This is a genomic window from Erythrobacter sp. S249 (assembly GCF_057364975.1).
In genome coordinates this window covers 1,666,124-1,688,606 of record NZ_CP200287.1, presented here as the reverse complement: position 1 = coordinate 1,688,606, position 22,483 = coordinate 1,666,124, and the positions used below count along the sequence as shown (strand labels likewise).

21 protein-coding genes are annotated in these 22,483 nt (G+C 59.3%); 9 read left to right on the top strand and 12 right to left on the bottom strand.

Annotation, left to right across the window (positions count from 1 at the left end):
• The first annotated feature begins 6 nt into the window (after nucleotides 1-6).
• Together AC0V6V_RS07955 and AC0V6V_RS07950 are read left to right on the top strand one after the other, a co-directional pair.
• Complete coding sequence (locus AC0V6V_RS07955; protein WP_486164873.1) at nucleotides 7-840, top strand: DUF2059 domain-containing protein; 834 nt, start codon at nucleotides 7-9, stop codon at nucleotides 838-840.
• A 43-nt stretch (nucleotides 841-883) separates the two neighbouring features.
• Entirely contained in the window at nucleotides 884-3,388 is a 2,505-nt protein-coding gene (locus tag AC0V6V_RS07950) for a ligase-associated DNA damage response DEXH box helicase (RefSeq protein WP_486164872.1), read from the top strand.
• Here the strand turns inward: AC0V6V_RS07950 and AC0V6V_RS07945 are convergent.
• On the bottom strand, nucleotides 3,385-3,855 hold the full coding sequence (locus tag AC0V6V_RS07945) for a hypothetical protein (protein WP_486164871.1): 471 nt from the start codon (nucleotides 3,853-3,855) through the stop codon (nucleotides 3,385-3,387). The two genes, AC0V6V_RS07950 and AC0V6V_RS07945, sit on opposite strands and share 4 nt — an antisense overlap.
• A gap of 247 nt (nucleotides 3,856-4,102) precedes the next feature.
• Between AC0V6V_RS07945 and AC0V6V_RS07940 the strand changes: the two genes are divergently transcribed.
• Nucleotides 4,103-5,554: a serine hydrolase domain-containing protein gene (locus AC0V6V_RS07940; RefSeq protein WP_486166285.1), complete on the top strand. Its 1,452-nt coding sequence runs from the start codon at nucleotides 4,103-4,105 to the stop codon at nucleotides 5,552-5,554.
• 165 nt (nucleotides 5,555-5,719) lie between these two features.
• Here AC0V6V_RS07940 and AC0V6V_RS07935 read toward each other — a convergent pair whose 3' ends face one another.
• From AC0V6V_RS07935 to AC0V6V_RS07910, 6 genes are all read right to left on the bottom strand, one after another.
• The gene (locus AC0V6V_RS07935) at nucleotides 5,720-6,292 is read right to left on the bottom strand and encodes an ExbD/TolR family protein (RefSeq protein WP_486166065.1); all 573 of its coding nucleotides are present in this window, start codon (nucleotides 6,290-6,292) and stop codon (nucleotides 5,720-5,722) included.
• A 5-nt stretch (nucleotides 6,293-6,297) separates the two neighbouring features.
• Nucleotides 6,298-6,738: an ExbD/TolR family protein gene (locus tag AC0V6V_RS07930; protein WP_486164869.1), complete on the bottom strand. Its 441-nt coding sequence runs from the start codon at nucleotides 6,736-6,738 to the stop codon at nucleotides 6,298-6,300.
• 352 nt (nucleotides 6,739-7,090) lie between these two features.
• Nucleotides 7,091-7,549: an ExbD/TolR family protein gene (locus AC0V6V_RS07925; protein ID WP_486164868.1), complete on the bottom strand. Its 459-nt coding sequence runs from the start codon at nucleotides 7,547-7,549 to the stop codon at nucleotides 7,091-7,093.
• 29 nt (nucleotides 7,550-7,578) lie between these two features.
• Nucleotides 7,579-8,106: an ExbD/TolR family protein gene (locus tag AC0V6V_RS07920; RefSeq protein WP_486137926.1), complete on the bottom strand. Its 528-nt coding sequence runs from the start codon at nucleotides 8,104-8,106 to the stop codon at nucleotides 7,579-7,581.
• A gap of 138 nt (nucleotides 8,107-8,244) precedes the next feature.
• On the bottom strand, nucleotides 8,245-9,015 hold the full coding sequence (locus AC0V6V_RS07915) for a MotA/TolQ/ExbB proton channel family protein (RefSeq protein WP_486137927.1): 771 nt from the start codon (nucleotides 9,013-9,015) through the stop codon (nucleotides 8,245-8,247).
• Between the two features lie 67 nt (nucleotides 9,016-9,082).
• Nucleotides 9,083-9,754 (bottom strand): energy transducer TonB, encoded by a 672-nt coding sequence (locus AC0V6V_RS07910; RefSeq protein ID WP_486166284.1) that lies wholly within the window; start codon nucleotides 9,752-9,754, stop codon nucleotides 9,083-9,085.
• A 337-nt stretch (nucleotides 9,755-10,091) separates the two neighbouring features.
• Between AC0V6V_RS07910 and AC0V6V_RS07905 the strand changes: the two genes are divergently transcribed.
• Nucleotides 10,092-10,952, top strand: coding sequence for a hypothetical protein (locus tag AC0V6V_RS07905; RefSeq protein ID WP_486166283.1), 861 nt, complete (start codon nucleotides 10,092-10,094; stop codon nucleotides 10,950-10,952).
• 144 nt (nucleotides 10,953-11,096) lie between these two features.
• Nucleotides 11,097-12,416 carry a homoserine dehydrogenase gene (locus AC0V6V_RS07900; protein ID WP_486164865.1) on the top strand — a complete coding sequence of 440 codons (1,320 nt, stop codon included), beginning with the start codon at nucleotides 11,097-11,099 and terminating at the stop codon, nucleotides 12,414-12,416.
• A 36-nt stretch (nucleotides 12,417-12,452) separates the two neighbouring features.
• Here the strand turns inward: AC0V6V_RS07900 and AC0V6V_RS07895 are convergent, their stop codons facing one another.
• Together AC0V6V_RS07895 and AC0V6V_RS07890 are read right to left on the bottom strand one after the other, a co-directional pair.
• A complete protein-coding gene (locus AC0V6V_RS07895; protein WP_486164864.1) occupies nucleotides 12,453-13,016 on the bottom strand; it encodes a hypothetical protein in 564 nt (187 codons plus the stop codon).
• A 6-nt stretch (nucleotides 13,017-13,022) separates the two neighbouring features.
• Entirely contained in the window at nucleotides 13,023-13,685 is a 663-nt protein-coding gene (locus AC0V6V_RS07890) for a hypothetical protein (RefSeq protein WP_486164863.1), read from the bottom strand.
• An 89-nt stretch (nucleotides 13,686-13,774) separates the two neighbouring features.
• Between AC0V6V_RS07890 and glpX the strand changes: the two genes are divergently transcribed.
• Nucleotides 13,775-14,794 (top strand): class II fructose-bisphosphatase, encoded by a 1,020-nt coding sequence (glpX, locus tag AC0V6V_RS07885; protein ID WP_486164862.1) that lies wholly within the window; start codon nucleotides 13,775-13,777, stop codon nucleotides 14,792-14,794.
• Nucleotides 14,795-14,950: 156 nt separating this feature from the next.
• On the opposite strand, the gene AC0V6V_RS07880 is transcribed toward glpX, so the two are convergent.
• Nucleotides 14,951-15,370 (bottom strand): hypothetical protein, encoded by a 420-nt coding sequence (locus AC0V6V_RS07880; protein ID WP_486166282.1) that lies wholly within the window; start codon nucleotides 15,368-15,370, stop codon nucleotides 14,951-14,953.
• Nucleotides 15,371-15,836: 466 nt separating this feature from the next.
• On the bottom strand, nucleotides 15,837-17,312 hold the full coding sequence (locus AC0V6V_RS07875) for an alpha/beta hydrolase (protein WP_486164860.1): 1,476 nt from the start codon (nucleotides 17,310-17,312) through the stop codon (nucleotides 15,837-15,839).
• A 144-nt stretch (nucleotides 17,313-17,456) separates the two neighbouring features.
• Here AC0V6V_RS07875 and AC0V6V_RS07870 point away from each other — a divergent pair, with 144 nt between their 5' ends.
• Together AC0V6V_RS07870 and AC0V6V_RS07865 are read left to right on the top strand one after the other, a co-directional pair.
• Nucleotides 17,457-18,920: a LytR/AlgR family response regulator transcription factor gene (locus AC0V6V_RS07870; RefSeq protein WP_486164859.1), complete on the top strand. Its 1,464-nt coding sequence runs from the start codon at nucleotides 17,457-17,459 to the stop codon at nucleotides 18,918-18,920.
• Between the two features lie 116 nt (nucleotides 18,921-19,036).
• Nucleotides 19,037-19,972, top strand: a complete 936-nt coding sequence (locus tag AC0V6V_RS07865) for a ribose-phosphate pyrophosphokinase (protein ID WP_486137935.1) — start codon at nucleotides 19,037-19,039, stop codon at nucleotides 19,970-19,972.
• A gap of 17 nt (nucleotides 19,973-19,989) precedes the next feature.
• Here AC0V6V_RS07865 and AC0V6V_RS07860 read toward each other — a convergent pair whose 3' ends face one another.
• Nucleotides 19,990-20,940, bottom strand: coding sequence for a helix-turn-helix domain-containing protein (locus tag AC0V6V_RS07860; protein ID WP_486164858.1), 951 nt, complete (start codon nucleotides 20,938-20,940; stop codon nucleotides 19,990-19,992).
• Nucleotides 20,941-21,188: 248 nt separating this feature from the next.
• Between AC0V6V_RS07860 and hisN the strand changes: the two genes are divergently transcribed.
• On the top strand, nucleotides 21,189-21,956 hold the full coding sequence (hisN, locus tag AC0V6V_RS07855) for a histidinol-phosphatase (protein WP_486141078.1): 768 nt from the start codon (nucleotides 21,189-21,191) through the stop codon (nucleotides 21,954-21,956).
• Nucleotides 21,957-22,483: the final 527 nt, after the last annotated feature.

Genomic DNA, 22,483 nt, shown 5'->3' with positions numbered 1-22,483 from the left:
TAGCTGATGAAGAAAACAATTTTTGCTGCCGCATCGGGTTTGGCGCTGGCATTCACCGCCCCGCTCGCAGCTCAGGATACGGCCTCGTCAGAACCGACGACAGAAGAGCTGGACCAGATCATGGGCGCGCTGACGGGCATGTTCCAGGCAGAGCCGCTGACGGCGGATCAAGAGGCGCGCCTACCCGCGGCGGAGGCGATTGTTGCAACCATGATGCCTGAGGGTTTCTACGCGGAACTGATGAGCGATGTGATGGGCGATACCTTCACACCGATCATGGCGATGTTCAGCGGCGAGACGGGCGCGCAGATGATGCTGTCCACTCGTTTGGCGACCGATCCGGCCAAGGTTGAGGCCTTGAGCGCAGAGGAGCGCAGCGAGCTGGTGGCTTTGCTCGATCCCGGATTTGACCAGCGCGGCGAGGCCATGGGCAGCGTGTTTGGCGACATGATGACTGAGGTCGCCACCCTGATCGAGCCGGGCTTTCGTGAGGGCATGGCGCGCGCCTATGCGGTGCGGTTTACCGCCGATCAGCTGGCCGATATCTCCGCCTTTTACGCGACGCCAACTGGCGAGATTTACGCGCAGCAGACCATGGCCTTGTTCACCGACCCGCAGGTGATGTCGGCCAGCATGGAGGCGATGCCCGTGATGATGGGGCAATTCGCCGATATGGAAGCGCGCGTGTCTGAGAAATTGGCGGAGGTTCCCGCAGAGCGCTCTTACGAAGACCTAAGCGCTGATGAGCGGGCGCGCATGGCGCAATTGCTCGGCCTGGCAGAGGGCGAGCTGGCAGACACTGTGCAGCCACCACGTCCTGGTGGCAGCTTGCCGTTCTGATCCGCGCTTGCGAGAGGGCGCGCCGATCTCCATTGTATGAGGCGTGACAGCCAGCGCGCCTTCCCCAACGCTTCCAACTGAGATCCAGGCGTGGTTCGATGCGCGCGGTTGGCGCGTGCGGCGGCATCAGCTCGACATGCTGGCGCAGGCGGAGGCGGGCAATCATGCGCTGCTTGTCGCGGATACCGGCGCGGGTAAGACGCTGGCCGGGTTTCTGCCGACGCTGGCAGCCTTCGCGCCATCGGCCCTGAATGGCGCCAAGCCGCCAGAGGGGCTGCACACACTCTATGTCTCGCCGCTCAAGGCGCTGGCCCATGATGTGCAGCGCAATCTGCTGACCCCGGTGGAGGAGATTGGCCTCGACATCGTGGTTGAGACGCGCAGCGGCGATACGTCGTCGGATAAGAAGAAGCGCCAGCGCACCAAGCCCCCGCATGTGATGCTGACCACGCCGGAGAGCCTCTCTCTGCTGCTGTCGTACCCTGAAAGCCTGGAGCTGTTTCGCGGCCTAAAGCGGGTGGTGATCGACGAGGTTCATGCCTTTGCAACGGGTAAGCGTGGGGACTTGCTCGCGCTCGCACTCGCGCGGCTTCAGACACTTGCGCCCGATATGCAACGCGTGGCTTTGTCGGCGACGCTCGCCAACCCGCTTAGCTTTAGAGAATGGCTCGCCCCGCAGGCCGATGATGGTACGGGGGAGATCGCGGCGGCGGAGCTGGTGCTAGGCGAGAATGGCGCGCCGGCTGAGGTGGAAATCCTGCTGCCGATTGATGCGCGTGTGCCGTGGGGCGGACATGCCGGGCGCTGGGCGGTGGATCAGCTGTACGAGCAGATCAAAGCCAATAGGACGACGCTGGTCTTCACCAACACCCGCTTTCTGGCGGAGTTCATTTTCCAATGCCTGTGGGATGTGAACGAGGACAATCTGCCGATCGGTGTGCACCACGGCAGCCTGTCGAAAGAGGCGCGGCGCAAGGTTGAGGACGCGATGGCGCAGGGGCGCCTGCGCGGCCTAGTGTGCACTGCCAGCCTCGATCTGGGCGTCGATTGGGGCGATATCGATTGCGTGGTGCAAATGGGCGCGCCCAAGGGCAGCTCGCGCTTGCTCCAACGCATTGGCCGCGCCAATCACCGTCTCGAGGCGCCCAGCCGCGCGATCTTGGTCCCGGGCAATCGCTTTGAGTTTCTGGAGGCCACCGCGGCCAAGGATGCGGTGGATGAAGGACAGCGCGATGGCGAGGACTTTCGCGCCGGCGGCCTCGACGTGTTGGCGCAGCATGTGATGGCCTGCGCCTGTGCGGGCGATTTTCGCGAAGACGAATTGCTCGCCGAAATCCGCAGCAGCCTTGCCTATTCCTGGGTTGATGAGGCCGCGCTTGGCCGGGTGCTGAGCTTTGTCGAGAACGGCGGATATGCGCTCAAAGCCTATGACAAGTTTAAGCGGATCACGCGCGATAAGCCGCTAGCGAAACTGCCCTTTGGCGAGGGCACATGGCGGCTGACCCATCCCAGCCATGCGCAGCGCCACCGGATGAACGCCGGGATCATCGTCGATTCCGAAATGCTGATGGTGCGGTTCAAGAATGGCCGCAAGCTTGGCAAGGTTGAGGAGCGCTTTGCCGCTCAGCTCTCGCCCGGTGACACGTTCTTCTTTGCGGGCATGAGCCTGGAGGTTGAGAGCCTCAAGGATATGGATGTGATCGTGCGCGCGGCGAAGAAAAGCGCGACCATCCCAAGTTATGGCGGCCTGCGCCTGCCGCTCACCACCCATTTGGCGAGCCGGGTGCAGCAAATGCTAACCGACCGCGTTAGCTGGGCGCGCTTTCCCGATGATGTGCGCGAATGGCTGGAGGTGCAGGATTGGCGCAGCGAAATGCCGGGGCCGGGCAAGCTGCTGGTCGAGAGCTTCCCCCACACGAAGAAGCACTACAGCGTCTATTATACGTTTGAGGGGTGGAACGCGAACCAATCGCTGGGCATGCTGATCACGCGGCGAATGGAGGATTTGGGGCTGTCACCCGGCGGGTTCGTGGCGAACGACTATTCGCTCGGCGTGTGGGGGCTGGAACCAGTGAAAAACCCAGCGCCGCTGCTCTCGCCCGATATTCTGACCGATGAGTTTGTGGATTGGGTGCAGGAATCGCACCTCTTGCGCCGCGCTTTTCGCGAGGTCGCCGTGATCAGCGGGCTGGTGGAGCGCCAACATCCCGGTAAGCGCAAGACCGGCAAGCAGGTCACCTTCTCAACCGACCTCATTTACGATGTTCTGAAGAAGTACGAGCCGGACCATGTGCTGCTGGAGGCCGCATGGGCCGATGCGCGCGCGCGGATGACGGATGTCGGGCGGCTGGCGGATTTGCTGGAGCGTTCAGAGCGAGAATTGGTGCATGTCGAACTCGAACGGGTCAGCCCGCTGGCCGTGCCGGTGATGACCATGATCGGGCGCGAAGCTGTGCCGCAAGGCGCGGTGGATGACGAACTGTTGCTGGAGGCGGAGACGCTCGCAGGTGAAGCGATGCGGGTGGATGAGCCGGTGGAGGGGGATTAGGCTCGCGGTAGTTCGCCCTCGACGGTCAGATCGCGTGCGGATTCAAGCACAACATGGGTCTGGAAGTAATATTTGCCCGTTGGCCGGGTCCCGCGCCGTTCCAAAAAGTCGATCTGCGTTTTCTTCGCTGTGCCCCTTACGGCGATTACCCGCTTCGACAGCGTTTCCTCGATTGGTCCGCCAAGCCGCTGAACCAGTTCCTCTTCCGCTTGGCTCGAGATCACTATCGTGAGGTTTCGCGGGTCGCGGTAGTCGGCTTCGGAATTGAGGAACAGCTTGCCGCGCTGCCTTCCGGTTGCGCGCACGACCATCTGAAAAACCCCGCTGGTTCCGCGTTCGGATTGCGCAGCATTGAACACGGCTTGTTCAGGAGTGAGCCTTAAATTTTGCGATGGCGTAGTCTGGCAAGCGGCCAGGAGGGTGGCAGCGAGACCCGCTAGAATGAAGGTTGCATTTTTGCGAGCCACGTCGATCTCCCAATTGGTCTTGCGGAAACTAAGGTGACACAGTCCTTGATTGCAAGGCGTGGTGGTCGATAATGAGCTAATTTTGATTGTCTGGTTACCGCCGCGCTTTATTCAGAGCCCATCCTCGGTCGGTTGAGATTGGTCATTAATCGATCCAAACTCGGCGATCTTGGGTGCCAGAGCTACGCGGCCCTAACTCCGAAAAATGCGAGTTTATAGTAGAACGCCACCCTTAAGGAGCGCCTTTGTGTCCAGCCACTGCAAGTTTTCTACAACGTCAAGTTTCGCGGTTCTGATTGCGTCATTGGTCACCTTCGCAAGTCCAGCAACTGCCAATCCAATTGACGAGGGAAAGGTTGGCATCTCCAATGAGGCGAGGATTGTTTTACGATCAGACGTGAACACTGTGCAGGTTCAGCTTGATGATGGCGATGCCATAGATTGGTCTGTGCGGCCCGAAGTGGAGATTGATCGCCTGCAGATCTATTGCGATGCGAATAAGCCAAAGTCGGTTCGCATCAACACCGGTTCTGACGGAGTAACGTTCAGGGTCTCTGGGACTGACTATCGAGAGTTCGTCATAAAGGCCCCTGACGGCAGAGACGCAAAAACAGCGATTGAGTGCTTTCCAGAACCCATAGGGTTCAAAGGGGACTACGCAATTTCCGACTCTGATAATCGGGATTATGCGGTCGACCTTAACTCCGGCACATTGTCCGGCCATATCGACGAATTGATACGGAAAATGGCGGTCCCCGGCCTGGCCGTAGCGGTTGTGCAGGAGAACGAGGTACTCTTCAGCGAAGCGTTTGGAGTTGAAAATCTTGACGACCAAAACGCCTATTCCAGTGAAACCTGGTCTCGGCTTGCTTCGTCTTCAAAATTCCTGACCATGCTGACCGTCTCGTCCCTGGCAGAAGACGGTATCATCTCGTTGGATGCGACAATCGGTGATTATGTGCCGGACCTCAGAACGGATTGGGCGAGGGTCCCCTTGTGGACGATGCTAAATCACACCTCAGGCATCCCACAAATCCTAAACAATGACGTTTTCATGGGTCTTTCCGATGCAGAACGTGCGAAATTCTCATACAAGGACTTGCTCGGTACGCTTCGTGACGCACCCCTTGATTACGAGAATGGTTCAACCTTTCGCTACCAGCAGAGCGCATTTGCCTTGATCGCCATGATTGCGAGCGAAAAGACCGGGAAAAGCTGGGATGAGCTAGTCAATATGCATGTGTTTGAGCCAGCTGCGATGCAGGAAACCAGCTATGGCGACTCGTTGACCCGCCATCCCCAAAGCTACAATTTGGCGAAAGGAGAGCTGATATCTCCGCCTTACTATTATCCACCCGTTTTGAGCACAGGAGCAGGTTACAACTCCAATCTCAATGATCTCATTCGATTGATCCAATCTATGAATCGTGAGGAGATCGTCACCCTGCCTTTCTTGCAGTCATTGATCTTCAATCCGGCTTATCTCGGCGGCGAGCCGCAAGGCTATGGAATTTCTGCCGAGGTGAAAGTGTTCGGCGACACAGAGACATTGGGGCACAGCGGCGGCGGGGGCATGGCCGTTATTCGCTACGCTCCGAAAAAGAGAGTCGGAATTGTAGTGCTCTCGAACCGAGAGGGGAGCCAAATTGCCCCGTTGGTCGCCGATGAGATTTCCGAACTTCTATTTGGTGAACGCTGAGCGGGTCGCGAAGGGAAATTCCCTTCGCAGATAGGTCGAGCCACTCGAACAGGGGCCAAATATCCAAAGTGGTCAGCGTTCGCTTTTAGAACGCGCTCCCATGCTGCTCACCGCACAAAATCCTTGTGCCGCTCGTTGCCGACGAACGCGAATTTGGTTGCGCCGCTATCTTTGATCAGGGCGATTGTGTGCCGGGATTGGATTAGGCTCACAGGTTTTTGGAAGGTAATCTGAATTGGGTTCATCGATTGACATAGCGTTTCCCAACCTCCGGTAACGGGAGTTATCATGGAACCTAAAGCAATCCGGTAGCCGGCCCGCTTTTTGCACAATCCCAAGGACTTCAAGAACACGGACGTAGCGCGTGTCTGCCGAAGGCTCGAACACTAACAGTGTTCGCGCCGCAGTGCGTTTATTGACTACCAATCTTTTGCGCAGATTTTCATCGCTGACTTGCCCGCCGTTTAGTAGCAATGATCCATTAGCGTCAATTTCGAGATGCTGGCGAACTGGTAAGGCGACTGCTTGATTGTACGTATCGAGCGGCGTGGGTAGGTGCACAATTAATGCATGGGTTCGTGTTTGACTGGTCAGCAAGATACCAAACAGCGCAAGCAGCATCGTAACAAACGCTATTGGCCTTGTATCAATCCGCGATATCGGCGCTCCATGATCATAGCGCTTCGTTAGGCGGGAGCGCCGCCTTTGCTGTAGTGTTTGCAATTGCCGCGGCCCCATACCGTTCACCGCACAAAATCCTTGTGCCTCTCGTTGCCGACAAAGGCGAATTTGGTCGCGCCGCTGTCTTTGATCAGCGCGATGGTGCGTGAGGATTGGTCATAGCTGGCATAGGCATCCGGATTGAAGCGCAGCTCTGGTTCTTCGGGCATAGCGCTGGCGAGTTCTAGCGATGCGCGCAGTCTGTCGCGGTCCACGGCCTCACCGTTCCAGAACAATTGGTCTGAGGCGTCGATATGGACAATGTTGATCTTGGAGCTGGCGGTGCAGTCCACACAATCCCCGATTGGCAGATCAACCTCTGTGGTATTGGTCTGAATTGGGATCGCCAGCATCAGCATGATCAGCAAAACCAAGAGTACATCGATAAAGGGAGTGACATTCATTTCGCCCATGGTCTCTTTGCGGCTTGCAAATCCATTCGGGCGGCGCAGGGTCATTGGCATGGTTTCATCTCCTTTGTGATGACGGTTTAGATGGGTGATGTCTGCGTTGCAGTGGGTGCTTTCCGTTCAATCTTCGCGTTAGCCATAAGACTGTATATCATAACAATTGGGTTGCCAAATGCATACCTTGTTTGGGGCCTTCTTGGAGTCATGTCTCTGGGTGCCCAGAGCTGGCGCTTATGTCGGGCCGCGAGGTTCCGCGCTCGGCTCACATCATGGGGAATTCGCGCGCCTGGGCGGGTGTGACGCTGCGTTTCTCCGCCGAGCTGCCGTCTCTGCGTCGCCCAAAAGAAAAGGGCGGGTCCGCATATACGGCCCGCCCTCTTCGAGTGTCTGTGTGATCGCGTGATCGTTACTGCGATCCGCCAACTGGCGGTCCGCCGGTGCCAAATGTGCGGTATTTCTCGTTGCCGACAAATCCGAATTTGGTGATCCCCGAGCCTTTGATGATCTGCAGCACGCGCGCTGTCAGGTCATAGCCGGCAAGCGGTTCTGGTTCGAATTGCAGCTCAGGCTCAACCGCAAAGGTCAGCGATTGCTGCAGATTGGACACCAGCTCGCCTTGCGAGATCGGAACCGCATTCCAAAGAATTTCACCGCCCTGTGTCAGGACCAGCTTGTTCTTTACCGGATCTACCGGCGGTGGATTGTCGTTTTCAGACGGTTGCGGAAGATCGATATCAACCGAGTGGGTCGCCACTGGAATGGTGATGATGAACATAATGAGCAGCACGAGCAAAACGTCGATAAGCGGCGTCATGTTCATTGCGATCATCGGTTCGCCGTCGTCTGCGCCTCCAGCCATTGCCATAGGTTATCTCCTAGTTCTTTCTGGTCGGCTTAGCCGTTTGGATCGACCGGGTTCGAGATGAAGCCGACCGTTGGGTAACCAGCAGCCTGCACGTTATAAATCGCGCCAGCGATACAGCGCCAAGGTGCATTCACGTCGCCGCGAATGTGAACCTGTGGGATCTGATCTGGGTCATCCATGATCGCTTCCACGCCGCCAGCGCGCTGAACGATTGCGTCAAGGCGTTCAAACGCCCGATCGTACAGCTCTTCTGAGGTCACTGGAGTGATGTTGTTGAAATAGACCCGGCACTCACCCTGTCGGGCAGCGCCATCAAACCCAGGCTCACCTGCACTGTTGCCAGCGCCATCGGTCGTGCTGACCGTTAGCAGCAGGTTTTCCACCTTGTCGTCAGATTCGATTGACTCGAAAACTGGAATTTCGAGTTTCTCGATCGTCTGAATCGCCACTGGAACCGCGATAAGGAAGATGATCAGAAGAACCAGCATCACGTCCACGAGGGGCGTGGTGTTGATCTCTGACATGGGGGTCTCACCCCCTCCCATCGAAATCGCCATTGTGTATTCCTATCCTAAACTTCGCCCGAAAATCCGGGCTGGTAATCGTATTGTGCTCTTAACAGAGCGGTTAGCGTGGGGCGGCTGGTTCCTGGCTCGAGGCCAACAAAGAGCAAGGCCGCCCGTCACGCAATACGATTAGGACCGGGCAGCGGCAGGCTTCGCAGCAGGCTTAGCTGCAGCAGCTGGCTTCTTAGCAACCGGAGCAACGTTTGGCTTAACCGCGCCATCTGAGCTGATGTAGGCCAGAATGTCGGTTGAGAAGCTGTTGAGCAGCTCAGCAATGCGGCGGTTACGGCTCTGCAGCCAGTTAAACGCGAGCACGGCAGGCACAGCCACAAGCAGACCAATCGCGGTCATGATCAGGGCTTCACCAACTGGGCCAGCAACCTTATCGATCGATGCCGAACCGGCGATACCGATGTTGATCAGTGCGCGGTAAATACCGATCACCGTACCCAGCAGACCGATAAACGGTGCGGTTGCACCAACGGAAGCGAGGAATGGCAGGCCGCCAGCAAGCTTCGAGTTGATCGAATCTTCTGAACGCTGAAGCGAACCATGCATGTAATCATGCGCCTCTAGGCTGTCGGTCATTTTGGCGTGCTTCTCTTCAGCGGTGATCGCATCGTCTGCGACCTGGCGCCATGCACTGTTCTTCTCAAGCTTGGTCGCGCCTTCTTTCAGCGAGTTGGTGCGCCAGAAGTTTTGCAAGCCCTTTGCTTGCTTCATAACCTTGTTCTGCTCGAGCAGCTTGGTGATGAGGATGTAGAATGAGCCGACGCTCATAATGATCATCACAGCAAGAATGAACCAAGCGACGGGGCCGCCTTCTTCCATGGCTTTGACGAAGCCAAACTGGTTTTCCGGAGCCGCTTCACCAGCAGCAGTAAGGAGTTGAATAATCATTGCGAAAAGTCCTCTTTAAAAGTCCCCGAACCATGATGTTATCTCGATCATGGCCGAAATATAAATCTTAGTTCAAACGGTAGGTAATCCGTGTCGAATAGCGGCCCGAAGTCGGATTGCCCGCATCATCAAGTGCGGGATTGAAGCGCGCATAGCGTTCCATCCCGCGGCAGGCGGCCTGATCAAGCACGCTCGATCCGCTGGAGGCCGTTACAGAGCATCCGGTTGCCCGGCCGTTAGCTGTAACAGTCACAGCGACACCAACGGTCCCTTCAACTTCTTCACGCAGCGCGCGTGAAGGATAGTTTTCCTGGATGCGTCGTGCCCAGCGACCTTCGTTCCGGGTCGTCGCACCGCGAGCCTGTGATGGCGGTGGGGGCGGCGGCGCTGGAGGCGCGACCGGTGCTGCCGGCGGAATTACTCGCGCAGGAGGCGACACAGGCGGGATCGTCTGTTGCGTTTGAACCTCAGGCGGCGATGTTGCCACGCTGATCGGCGGCGGTGGTGCTACCGGTGGAGGAGGCGCGACATCCTGAGGCTCAGGGGGCGGCGGCTCGTCTTCTGGTTCAGGGGGTGGTGGTTCCTCAATGTCGATTGTGGTCACGCGCTCAACAACGTTCTTGACCGCCGAAATGGCCAAGCCCGTTACCAGCATGTAGCCGACAGCCACATGAATTATCGCCACGATGATCAGAGCAATAATCCTGTTATTGCTCATCTGTTGGTCAGCGTAGGCCATCCAGTTGCTTTCTCTCCGTCGTTTCAACCGGCAAAAACCGGTCCGCTCCTCATGCGCAGTCTGCACTGCGAATGAAACTCGTTATCTCATACCATCCCAATATGGGAACAGGTTTTTTCACCCGACAGGCTATCAATGTGATTTGTCCCGCACATTACAGCCGTGACCAAAAGCGACTATGTCCCCATCCTCGCTTCTGGTGATCGCAGGCTTTAACGGTCATGCGTGGGGCAATCAAACCCTTTATCCATTCAGGGGCGATTCAGTGTCGCGGGGGTGGAACGGCCCGGCGCAATTGGCTCGCGATTTAACGCGTTTAGATATACGGACTGATCAGATGTTTAAGCATTTTTTAACAAACAAAATCAGTGCCCTGGCGCTTTCGCTGGGTCTTTTTGCAAACCCCGTTCCGGTGCTGGCGCAAGATGCTGTCGCGCCGCAAAGCGAAATTGCAACTTTTGCTGATCTAACCACCCTTGCTGACCGGTCTGAGCTGGTCATACGCGCGAAGATTCGCCGTCAAATCGCTGTTGAGGCGGAACGCGCACCGGGTCTCGCACCCGGATTCGCGCGCCTTTACATAGAGGCAGAGACAATCGCTTTGCTGTCTGGCCGCACTTCGATCGGCGAATCGCTCAATTATCTGGTGGATGTGCCGCTCACCGCCAAAGGTAAGCCGCCGAAACTAAAAAAGCGCGAGATGCTGCTGTTTGCACGCGGCGTGCCGGGCCGCCCTGGCGCAGTGCAATTGGTGGGTAACGGCGCTCAGCTTGATTACACCCCGGCATTGGAGGCGCGCCTGCGCCCGATCCTGACGCAATTGGTCGCGGCCGATGCGCCTGCGACGGTCACCGGGGTGCGCGATGCGCTGGCGGTGGCGGGCAATCTGGTGGGCGAATCGGAAACGCAGATTTTCCTTGAAACCACCAACCGCTCGCCGGTTTCGCTCACCGTGCTGCGCCGCCCGGGTCAAACCCCGGTCTGGGGCGTATCCTGGGGAGAGATCATCGATTCGTCAGCGCGCGCACCTCAGCCGAATACGCTGCGGTGGTACCGGCTCGCCTGCGCCCTGCCGCGCGAATTGCCAAGCTCAGCCAATCTGTCGCGCGATCCCTCTGCTCGGCGGCTCGCCGCAGCGGACTATGGGTTCGTCCTGTCGCAGCTCGGACCATGCAACCGCCAAATCACCACCAGCTAGGGCCTCGACCCTAAAGTCTAGGCTGACCCTGCCCAAGACAAACTGCTTTCAGTTTGCATTTCGCGGCGGCTACAGCGATGCGCGACGCAAATGCTCATTCGAAGGGGTCGGTGAGCGCGCGAATCTTGAAGGGAAGCGTTGAGCATGGCGCAGACACAGCAGCCATTACGCATTGCAATCGCCGGTTTGGGCACAGTGGGCGCGGGCGTGATTCGCCTGCTTGAAACCAATCGCGATCTGATCACGGCGCGGGCCGGGCGCGCCATCGAAGTTATCGCTGTCAGCGCGCGCGACCGGCACAAGGATCGCGGCATTGATATGTCGGCCTACAGCTGGTGCAGCAGCCCAATGGCTCTGACCGGTGATCCTGACTTGGACGTGGTTGTTGAATTGATTGGCGGTGAGGACGGTTTGCCGCTCGATCTGGCGCGCGATTCCTTCAAATGGGGCAAGGACTTTGTCACCGCGAACAAAGCGATGATTGCCCATCATGGTATGGAACTCGCCAAACTGGCGGAATACGAAGCCCAGCAGCTCAAGTTTGAAGCCGCGGTTGCGGGCGGCATTCCGGTGGTGAAGGGCCTGCGCGAAGGCGCGGCGGCCAATGCCATCACCCGGATCTATGGCATTCTCAACGGCACCTGCAATTACATCCTGTCAGAGATGGAGCAGACCGGCGCGGACTTTGGCGAGACCTTGGCCGAGGCGCAAAAGCTGGGTTACGCGGAAGCCGACCCGACCTTTGACATTGAGGGCGTTGACGCGGCGCATAAACTCGCGATCCTTGCCGGTATTGGCTTCGGCGCTGAGGTTGATTTTGACGCGGTGCGCACGACCGGCATCACTCAAGTGCGCAGCGCCGACATCGCTCAGGCTGATGCGCTTGGCTATGTCATCCGCTTGATCGCTCAGGCTGATGTCGATGGCGGCGCGGCCGATGCGCCGCATTTGCTCCAGCGGGTTCGCCCGTGCCTGGTGCCGAAGGATCACCCGCTCGCCCCGGTTGATGGGCCAACCAATGCCGTGGTTGCGGAAGGCAATTTCTCAGGCAGGCTGCTGTTCCAGGGCGCGGGCGCAGGCGATGGCCCCACGGCGAGCGCGGTGGTTGCCGACCTTATTGATATTGCGCGCGGCGATACGGGCGCGCCGTTCTCTGTGCCCGCCGATCAGCTCAAAAAACTCGCGCCAGCGGAACCCGGCCACCGGATGGAGCGGACTTATCTGCGCTTCACCGTGGCTGACCGCCCCGGCGTGCTGGCCGAGATCACAGCGGCGATGCGCGACGGCGATGTCTCAATTGAGAGCCTTATCCAAAAGGGCCGGCCATCGCAGGGCGATGATGTGCTGGTCGCGATGGTCGCGCATGAGGGGCAGGAGCGCTGCGTGCACAAAGCGCTCGATTTGCTCGAAGGCTCAGACAGTCTCACCGCTCCGCCATTGGTGATGCCAATTCTGAAGAGTTAGTGGGACGCAGGGTGGCTCGGCCCAGCCCAAACCCTTTTACTGAGGCCCGTCCAGGTTGGAGCTAGGAGCCCCCAGCGCCGCGCGGCGGGCCTTCTCTTCTTCCTCGGTTAGCTCGCGGTCGCCCAGCGGCGGTAGGCCGCGCGCAATCCGATCCGCATCCGATCCTGGCGGCGCTTCGGGTAGAGCCTCGATGTCTATCAAGAGCCTCTCCTCAACGGGTTCGCCAACCGCCACCGATACGGTCACGCTGGCGATCGAGCCCTCGGTCGGGAGACGGATTCCGCTGCCATCGACATTAGGGCCTTTCAGGCCCTGCGTGCGCTCGGCGTAGTCTTTCTGCAATTGCTGGCGGTCCCACGCACCCTGGCTATCCTCACGCAGTGCGCCGCACACCACGATCTCGCCATTGATCCGGGCGGCATCTGCTTCATCTTTGCATTCCTGCTCGCGCACGGGATCGCGTTCAATCACGTTGGGCGGCAAAGTAAAGTCGATCGGGGTGCGGTCTTCGTCAACCGACGGCTGTTCCGGGCTCTCTTGCGCGGTGGCGGAAGAGGCAAAAAGCCCTCCTAACGCCAGCCATGCCGTACCCCACTTCACGAAAACTCAGTCCTCCAGTGGATCAGCCGTGCTGAGGCCCAGCGCCGCGCGGCGGGCCTTCTCCTCTTCCTCGGTTAGCTCGCGGTCGCCCAGCGGCGGTAGGCCGCGCGCAATCCGGTCTGCATCCGATCCCTCGGGCGCTTCTGGCAGGGCCTCGACATCGATGAGCAGCGCGGCCTCAGGCGGGCATGGCGGGATCAGGCATAGTCCGCCAACCGTCGCTGGACCGCGAAATATTCCCGGCCCTGCCACATCCGGCGGCGGCAAGGTGCCAGCGTTCTGCGTCTCCTCGGCATAGCGCTTACGCGCATCCTCGCGGCTGCCGCTGTAATAATTGGAATTGTCCTCGCCGATTTGGCGGCACACGATAATGTCGCCGGAAATACTGGCCGCATCGGCCTCTTCCTCGCAGGCGCGCACATTGCTCTCGTTCACCTCGCCGCGCGGGACTGTCACGGTGAGGTCGATCCGAAAGGGCTCATCCTCGCCTTGCGGCTCCTCATCCGTTTGATCCGTTTGAGAAATTTCCGCGTCCGACACGGGGCTGTCATCTTGGGCATGCACAGGGGCGGTAAGAAAAAGCAGCGCAGCGGCAGCAGGAGAAATTGCCAAGAGATGCGGGCAATTGCGCACAATCTTTGCCGATTGGCTCGACCTGCTGCTCGACAAGGCTTGCTCCTATTGTCTAAGCGCTTGACCCAAGGCCAAAGCGTTCCACCTGCTTGGCGGCCACACACCCTGTAAGGAATGAATTCGTCATGAACACCCCCGCTGAAACAGATATGCTCGCCAGCAAGGATGAGGGCCAAGAAAACGCACTCGACCGGGTGCTGGTGCTGGAAATGGTGCGCGTGACAGAGGCAGCCGCCGTGGCCGCTGCGCAATTGGTTGGCCGGGGCGATGAGAAAGCCGCCGATGCCGCCGCGGTGGAGGCGATGCGCCGCGCGTTCGATACGCTCTACATGGATGGCACCGTCGTGATCGGTGAGGGCGAGCGTGACGAGGCACCGATGCTTTACATTGGCGAGAAGGTTGGCGGCGCGCCGGGCAAGGGGCCTAAGATCGACATCGCGCTCGACCCGCTGGAGGGCACCACCATCACCGCCAAGGCTGGCCCCAATGCGCTGGCCGTGTTGGCGGCGGCAGAAGAGGGCTGTCTGCTCAACGCGCCTGACACCTATATGGACAAGATCGCAATCGGCCCCGGCTATCCCGAGGGCGTGATTGATCTGGCCAAATCGCCGACCGAGAATGTGAAAGCGGTCGCGGCGGCCAAAGGGGTGGAGCCGGGCGATATCATCATCTGCGTGCTAGACCGTCCGCGCCATGCCGATATGATTGCGGAGCTGCGCGGATTGGGATGCGGCGTCGTGCTGATCGGCGACGGCGATGTTGCTGGCGTGATCGCGGTGACGGATGAGGAAACCAATATCGACATGTATATGGGCCAGGGCGGCGCGCCAGAGGGCGTGCTGGCTGCCGCCGCATTGCGCTGTGTCGGGGGTCAGTTCAACGGCCGCCTGGTGTTCCGCAACGAGGATGAAAAGGCCCGCGCCCGCAAGTGGGGCATCACCGAATTTGACCGCATCTATAAGCTGGAAGAACTGGCGAGCGGCGATTGCATCTTTGCCGCCACCGGCGTGACGCAAGGCTCTCTGCTCGACGGAGTAAAGCGCCGCCGCAAACCAACCGGCGAGACGATTATGACCACCGACAGCGTCGTGATGCGCGCGAGCAGCGGCACCGTAAGGTGGATCCGGGGCGAGCATAAAGTTTGAGGGAATTGGGAGAGCACTAAGCTTTCCATAGGCTCGGCGGTCCTGCGCACGGTGCATGAGAAGGCGCGCTCACGGGAAAGTCCCCGAACCCTCCAATTCAATGCATTGTCCCTAGAACTCTTAAGAACTCTTAGGCTTCGAAAGCCCCCTCAAAAACTACCTCGGTTTCTTGCCGTGCAATAACTTGTCGTACGCCTCAAAACGATACTCAAGATCTACGCCACAATGGGAAGCCACCGGACCAATCTTGAAGCCGACTTCCTGTTCAAGTGATATCTCGTAGGCCTGATCCAATTGGCTTTGCATTATGTACAGCCGCCTATCAAACGAGGCGCCACCATCGGCTTTTTGAGAAAAAGGCCTTTCGTAAGCAGAGCGATAGAGGTGATAGTAGGCTTCACCACAATGAGTATTATCCCAGAATTTTTCTTGGCAAATGGTTCGCCTGCAGTTCGCTGTCGCGATTGAAACCTTTTCAAAAAAGGCCTCTTGCTCTGAGTTCACTTCGTGTGAAGAGTTGTCACAAGCTGACGTGAGGGCGAGACCGAGCAAAACGAAAGTGCACTTACCTATCATCACTCTCCCCCTTCTTCACCAAGCTTCGCCCCAAACGATTACGGTGACAGTGCATTTAATTACCACCTATGTCCAATGGCTCGGGTCGCTTTGTCTTCGACGTCTTCGGCCCTCGCTTTCCCGGTCTGGGATCACGCCCGACAAGTCTCGCAACCCGATCGAGAAAGTCGCTTGAGCCCAACGGCCGACCAGTGCTCTCCGATTTGCGTAGTGCCTCGCTCAGCGGCTGTTCCTCACCGGCTGCCAACAAAGTCGCAAAGTCGGGCACTCGTTCTAGCACTGGCGCTCTCTGCGTCGCGCCGTCACCTTTGGTGGGATCGAGCAGCGCATGTACACTCGACCAACGCCAGTCCTGTGCGGGATCAACCAACCCCGCGCGGACTGGTTCATCGCGACATACGGCAATGCCGCTGGCAAATGCGGTTCGTCCATCGCCGCGCTAGCTGCGGATCGCCCCTTTCAGCAATCAGCCCCCCAGGTCTGGCAGTTTTGTAAAGTCCGGCGCTTCGACCACAATCCGGTCCGACTTGGCCGCTTCGCCGCGCATGAAATTGTGCATTGCCTCGCCAACTTGCGGGGATGTCATGAATAGATTGTGGCCGGCATTCTTGACCATAATCTGCTCGACATTGCTTAGCCCTGCGGTCGCCTCCGTATGCCCTTCGGGATAGGTTCTGCCGTCCAAAGTTCCGGTCAGCATCAAGACTGGCGTGTCGCCAAATGGGCCGTCGCGAAAATCGGGACCGGCGTCGATTTCTGGCAGTTCGGCGAGGATCTGTGGCATCGGAAAGTTCAGAAAAGCGCCGACTGGAGATGCCGCGGCCTGCTGCTTAAATGCCTTGAGCCGGGCGGGCGTGATGCCGGATGCGCGGTCCATCGCCATTGACATGGCCGATAATGTGATCGGCTCATCCGGGGTCCAGAAACGCTGCAGGACTAAGGTGATCAAAGTGGGATCGCCCGCCTCGATCTGCCGGTACATCATCAGCATCACAGCCGCGTATTGCGGATCAGAAATCATGCCGCCTGCAAATTGCTGCAAGTGCCGTTTTTGCAAGAGGATGTCATAGGTCGTGCCATCACGGTTCGGTACGGTGACCGTCATTGGTTCAGCTTCGAGTTTGGCGTGAACACGGCTGATCAAGCCCAATATGTCGGGATAGAGTTGCGCCGCTTCAGGCTGCTGATCGACGGCGGCCTGCAACCGCTCAAAATAGCTGAGCGTGCGCGATGGCAGTTTCACCGTCTGATCAAGACCCTCGGTCGCCGCCATAATCACCCGGTCCAGCTCGTCCGGAATTGCGACCAGCGCCGCGAGCGCCAAATGGCTGCCATAGGAAATCGACCACAGTGAAATTTGATCCGCCCCCAGGTGCTGGCGAAGGTCAGAGAGGTCCTGCGCACTCTCGGCGGTTGTGAAACCGCGCAGGTCCGCTCCGTCCTCCTGCCACTTCGCCGCGCATTCGCGCACCGCCAGCCGGTAACGCATGGCATGCTCTGCATCGCTGATCCTCTCCATTTCGCCAATTGTGACGCTGGAGGTGCAACGCTCTGGTTGCTGAGATTGGCCGGTGCCGCGCTGGTCAAATGCGATCACATCGCCGTGCTGGCGCATCGCCATGAACAGCGGGAAACGCGGCCCTGTCGCGGTGCCAATTCCAGAGCCACCGGGGCCGCCGGACAGATAGACAATCGGATTGCCGGGCGTGTCTGTCGTGGCCGGGAAACGGACATAGGCGAGCTCTGTCGTGCCGCTGGCCGGGTCGCTGCGGTTCATTGGCACGGTCAGCGTGCCTCGAAAGGCCTCCACGCTCTCGCCGCTGCGCGCCTCAAAGGTGATTGCCTCCTCATTGGGTGCAGCGTGCGCCGCGCTGGGCGTGAAGACGAGGGCGGGGGAAGCCAGTACGAGTGCAAGGGCGCTGATCAGGTGTGGTTTTTTCATTGCGGCTCTTTCCGATTGGTTGATCGTGGATTGAGCCTGAAACTGGCGGAAATCGGGGCTTTGAATAGGGGCCGATCTGTTAACGGGGGGTTCTAATCGGTGAGCGGGGGGACTTCCCGTTTATCGGAAGCTATAGGAATTGCAGTGCTGCGTTTTGCCATCCTCTTGCTGTCATTGCTGACGTTTTCTGCTGCTGCGCAGGCGCAGGATTATCAGAGCTTTATCGATTCCCCCGCGCGGGTTTGTGATGCGGATTTGGCCTCGGATAGCGCCCCGGATTTTGCAGGTACGACTTGCCGGTCCGTGCTGTTTTATCAGGCTGATCCGCAGGACAAAATGCTGTGGGCGCAAATCGTGTTTGAGGCAGAGCCAGCCCTGCTCGAAGGGGGCAAGCCGCTTGGTCTGTTTGTGAGCGCAAAGGCCTCTAGCGAGGCGATCCTCAATGGGGTGCCGATTGGCACGAACGGCAGGCCAGGCGCATCGCAAAGCAGCGAAGAGCCCGGCGATATGGATGCGGTGTTCTTTGTGCCGGAAGGCACGTTGAAGCCGGGCAAGAACCGGCTGGTCTTACGGCTGTCCTCGATGAATGGCGGCATCACACTCAATTCGCCGATCCACAATATTGCCCTCGCGCCCTATCGCGATCCGCGCAAGCCCGGGCCTGCGACATGGTTTGCGCTGATCACTTTAGGGCTGTTTGTCGCAGGCTTTGTATTCTTCGGCGTGCGGTCCCTGCGCGGCGATGATCGGGCGGGGTCCGCGCTGATTGCCGCGTTGTCGCTCGCCGCTGCATTGCAGCTCGCGGCTGAGGCGGCGCGCGATGTCCTGCCCTATCCCTATCCCCTGCATGATTTGCGGCTGTCGCTGATCCTGACCTTTGCGATTGCTCTGGGTCTGAGCTTTACCGCTTATGTGCTGCTGCGGCTGTTCCGGGCATATCCGCGGCGGCGTCTGCTGGCTTTGGCCGCCGTGCTTGCCGTCATGTTGGGGATCAGCGCGTTTCAGCCTGGCTTTGACCTGAAGACCGGATTTGTCTTTATCACCGCTTCGCTTGCAGCTGGAATAGCCGGTGCCACCGCATATTTCGCGCAAGGCAATCGCAGCGGCGGATGTATCGCGCTGGCCAGCGCAGCATTGGCAGCGGCGATCTATTGGCTTGGCGGGTTCTTTCTCGACACCGTGCTCTATCTAGTGGTCGCAGCGGGCCTGCTGTGGCTGTTTTTCAAGCAGGCGCGCGGCGGCGATCTCACTGTGACCCCGGTAGCCGAAGACAGCACGCCAAAGCGGATTGAGCTCACCAGCAATGGCACAGTCGAATTTGTCGATGCGAGCGACATCGTGCGCTTCAGCGGGGCGGGCGATTATGTCGAAGTGTTCCTGCGCAGCGGACGCAGCGCCTTGTACAATGCCAGCCTCGCCGCGCTGGAGCGAGAGCTGTCAGACGGCTTTATCCGTGTACACCGCTCGCACATAGTCAACGCGGCTTGCGTCAAATCGCTGACCCGCGAGAGCGCTGGCACGGGAAATCTGGAAATGTCCGACGGCAGCACCGTTCCCGTAAGCCGCCGCAACATGGCGAGCGTGCGGGAAGCATTGACGCAAGGGTAGGTAGAGAGCCTCGGCTCTCCAACCCAATTGCGGACAAAAGGGCGGCGGCCACTGTTGCGTTGGTGCGAGTCTGGGCTAGGTGAACCGCCATCAACTGCACGCGGGGATTCGCATCCATGAAAATCATGTCCGGCAATTCAAACCTGCCGCTCGCCCGGGCGATCGCCGCCTATCTCGAAATGCCTCTGACCGATGCCAGCGTGCGCCGGTTCGCGGATGAGGAAATCTTTGTCGAGATCCACGAGAACGTGCGCGGCGAGGATTTGTTTGTCGTCCAGTCGACCGGCTTTCCGGCGAACGACAATCTCATGGAGCTGCTGATCTGCATCGATGCGCTGAAACGCGCCTCGGCCAAGCGGATCACGGCGGTGGTGCCTTACTTCGGCTATGCCCGGCAGGACCGGAAACCGGGCCCGCGCACGCCGATCTCGGCCAAGCTGGTGGCGAACCTCATCACCGAGGCGGGCGCTGACCGCGTGCTGGCGGTGGATTTGCACGCTGGCCAGATCCAGGGCTTTTTCGATATCCCGACGGACAACCTTTACGCCGCCCCGGTTATGGCGGCCGATATTCAGGCGCGCTACGGCGATCAGGATCTGATGGTTGTCTCCCCCGATGTTGGCGGCGTGGTGCGCGCCCGCGCGCTCGCCAAAAGGCTCGACAATGCGCCGCTGGCCATCGTCGATAAACGCCGCGACCGCCCTGGGGAATCGGAAGTCATGAACATCATCGGTGATGTCTCGGGCCGGCATTGCATCATGATCGATGACATCGTCGATTCCGGCGGCACGCTCTGCAATGCGGCGGAGGCTTTGCTGGCGGGTGGGGCGAAATCAGTCGCGGCCTATATCACCCACGGTGTTCTGTCGGGCGGCGCGGTGGCGCGGATCGACGGGTCAAAGCTGAAAGAGCTGGTGATCACCGATTCGATCCTGCCGACGGAGGCCTGCGCGGCCTCTGACCGGATCAGGGTGTTGACTATGGCGCCGCTGGTCGGCGAAGCCATCCGCCGGATCGCGGATGAAAGCAGCGTGAGCAGTCTGTTCGATTAAGGCGGACCGCGCCGTCCTCATTCACCGCGCCATGGCGGCTCTGCACCCGGCTTAATCCGGTCGAGCTCGGCCAGGCGCCGTGCTTGGCGCGTCTCCACATTGATCCGAAGGAACAAGCGCGGCTCAGAGCGGAAAGCGGCTGGGGTCGTCCCGAAAAACGCCTTAAAATCGCGGATCAAATGCGATTGGTCGAAATAGCGCAGCAGCAGCTCGCTTTCTTCTTCCTCATCCGCCACCCCGCACAGCTGGGCTGCCAGATCGAGCGCCTTTGCCCGGCGCAAAACCGTGCTCGCCGTCATGCCGAAATCGCGCCGCACCAGCCGCTCCAGCTTGCGCGAGGACATGCCATGCTCCGCGGCGAAATCACCCGGCGTAATCGTCGGATCGGCAAAACTCGCATGTTCGAACGCGGCGGCCAGAGGATCGGGCTTCTCCGGCTGAACCCGCGCGATAAAGGCGCGCATCGCCTCCTCAACCGTCTGCAGCCATTGCTCTGGCTCGGCATCGAGCGGATAGTCCTGCGCGGCGCTATTCGTGATCAGACCAAAGGGATCAGAGCGCTCAATCCGGTCAACCAGCGGCGCCAATTCGCGCCCGAGCAGACAGGGGATCGCCCCTGGGCGAAAGCCAATGCCGATGGCGATCACATGGCCGCTGCATCCCACCGGCATATGGCGCGATTGCGGGCCGAACAGGATGGCCTCATCGCGAAACTCCATCGGCCCATTGGCGGTTTGCGCGTCCCATGTGCCGCCCATCACAATGCGAGCAAAGGCCACATCATTGCAAATGCCGCAGGCGATGTGGGTGGCTTCGTCCGCCACCAGTTTCGAGGCGACCAGCCGCCCAATCCAGGGGTCCAGATCTTTGGCGGGTGCACGGCTGGCGGCGAGCGGCATGCCGCTGCGATTGACCCCAGAGCGGGGCGCGAATTGTACCGGCGCATCTGCGCCTGCCTGTTTGCCCATGTCGGACCCGTTAAAAAGACTTGCGACTGCCAAAATCGGCCGCGGTTTGAACCTTGTGCAACCCGCACCACTTATGCAGCCTATAACCCACCCTCTGGTCTATCCTCATCAGGACAGCCAATTGTCTTTAACCATAAGGCACCGCTCGAAGCGTGTGTCAATTGCAACATTCCTATACGGAAACCGGCTGGGCCGGTGCCAACAGGCCCCTTGCATTGCCGCGCCTGTAATGAGACTGCGCGCGGATTATGACGAACAAAGACGTAGCAATCGCTCAGCGCTTGGCCGATGCGGCTGGCAATGCCATCCGCCCCCTGTTTCGCGGAGACTGGTCGCAAGAACGCAAGGCCGACGCCTCGCCCGTGACAGAAGCCGACCGCGCGGCAGAGGCCGCGATGCGCGCAATCATCGAGGCGGAATGTCCCGATGACGGGATCATCGGGGAGGAATACGGCACCCATAATGAGGGCGCGGGCCGGCAATGGGTGCTCGACCCAATCGATGGCACGATCAGCTTTATGGCGGGCCGCCCGATCTTTGGCACGCTGATCGCTTTGCTGCAGGATGGCTGGCCCGTGCTGGGCGTGATTGATCAGCCAATTGCGGCAGAACGCTGGGTCGGCCGCATTGGCGAGGGCACGACCTTCAACGGCCTGCCGGTGCGCACGCGGTCTTGCAAGGAACTGTCAGAGGCGACCATTGCCTCCTCCGGCCCGCAATATTTCACCGACGACCAAGGCGGCGCATTCATGTCGCTCGCCGCGCAAACATCGCAAATCGTGGTGTGGGGCGGGGATTGCTACAATTACGGCTTGCTGGCCAGCGGCCATTTGGACGTCGTGTGCGAGGCAGGGCTGAAGCTCTATGATTACGCCGCGCTGGTCCCAATTGTCGAAGGCGCGGGCGGCATGATGAGCGATTGGCAGGGCAACCCGCTGGACGCGAATTCCGACGGCACCGTGCTGGCGCTCGGCGAGCCTGCGCGGCTGGAAGAAGCGCTTGAGGCTATGGGGTAGGGGGCTGCCCGTTGCAGCAACTGGCATGTTGAGCTTGTGTTTGTAGTACTTTCGGCTGACGCTGTGTCGCTATAGCTACGGAAACAAAGTGATGCATCTTTCAAGCGCGATCATTTGCTGGAACTGGGAGAGGGGCAAGTGACACATGTTGGGTCATGAAGACCGAAATTGCTCGAGCAAACGGACGTCACCAATCTATCTTCTTTTGCGGTTGGCGCTTCTTGTGGCTTTCATAGCTTGGCTTGCGCTCGCTGCGAGCGCCTGGCGATACTTCTCGGGCACTGGATGGTCTAGCATTCCGTTATCCGCTCGCTACGGGGTTACTATCGCTCTTTTGCCACCAGATATTTGGAAAGAAAGTTATAGCACCAATGCAGATCGTTCTGAAGAGCCTGTGCGCTTGGTAAATAGGTTGTCGAAGGCCGAAATAGAAAAGCTCGCGTCGAAAGGACGAGTGGATTTCCGCGACTCGGATTCCTCGGAATTGGTCGGCGGATGGACAAGAGATTCTAGCAATCAGATTACGT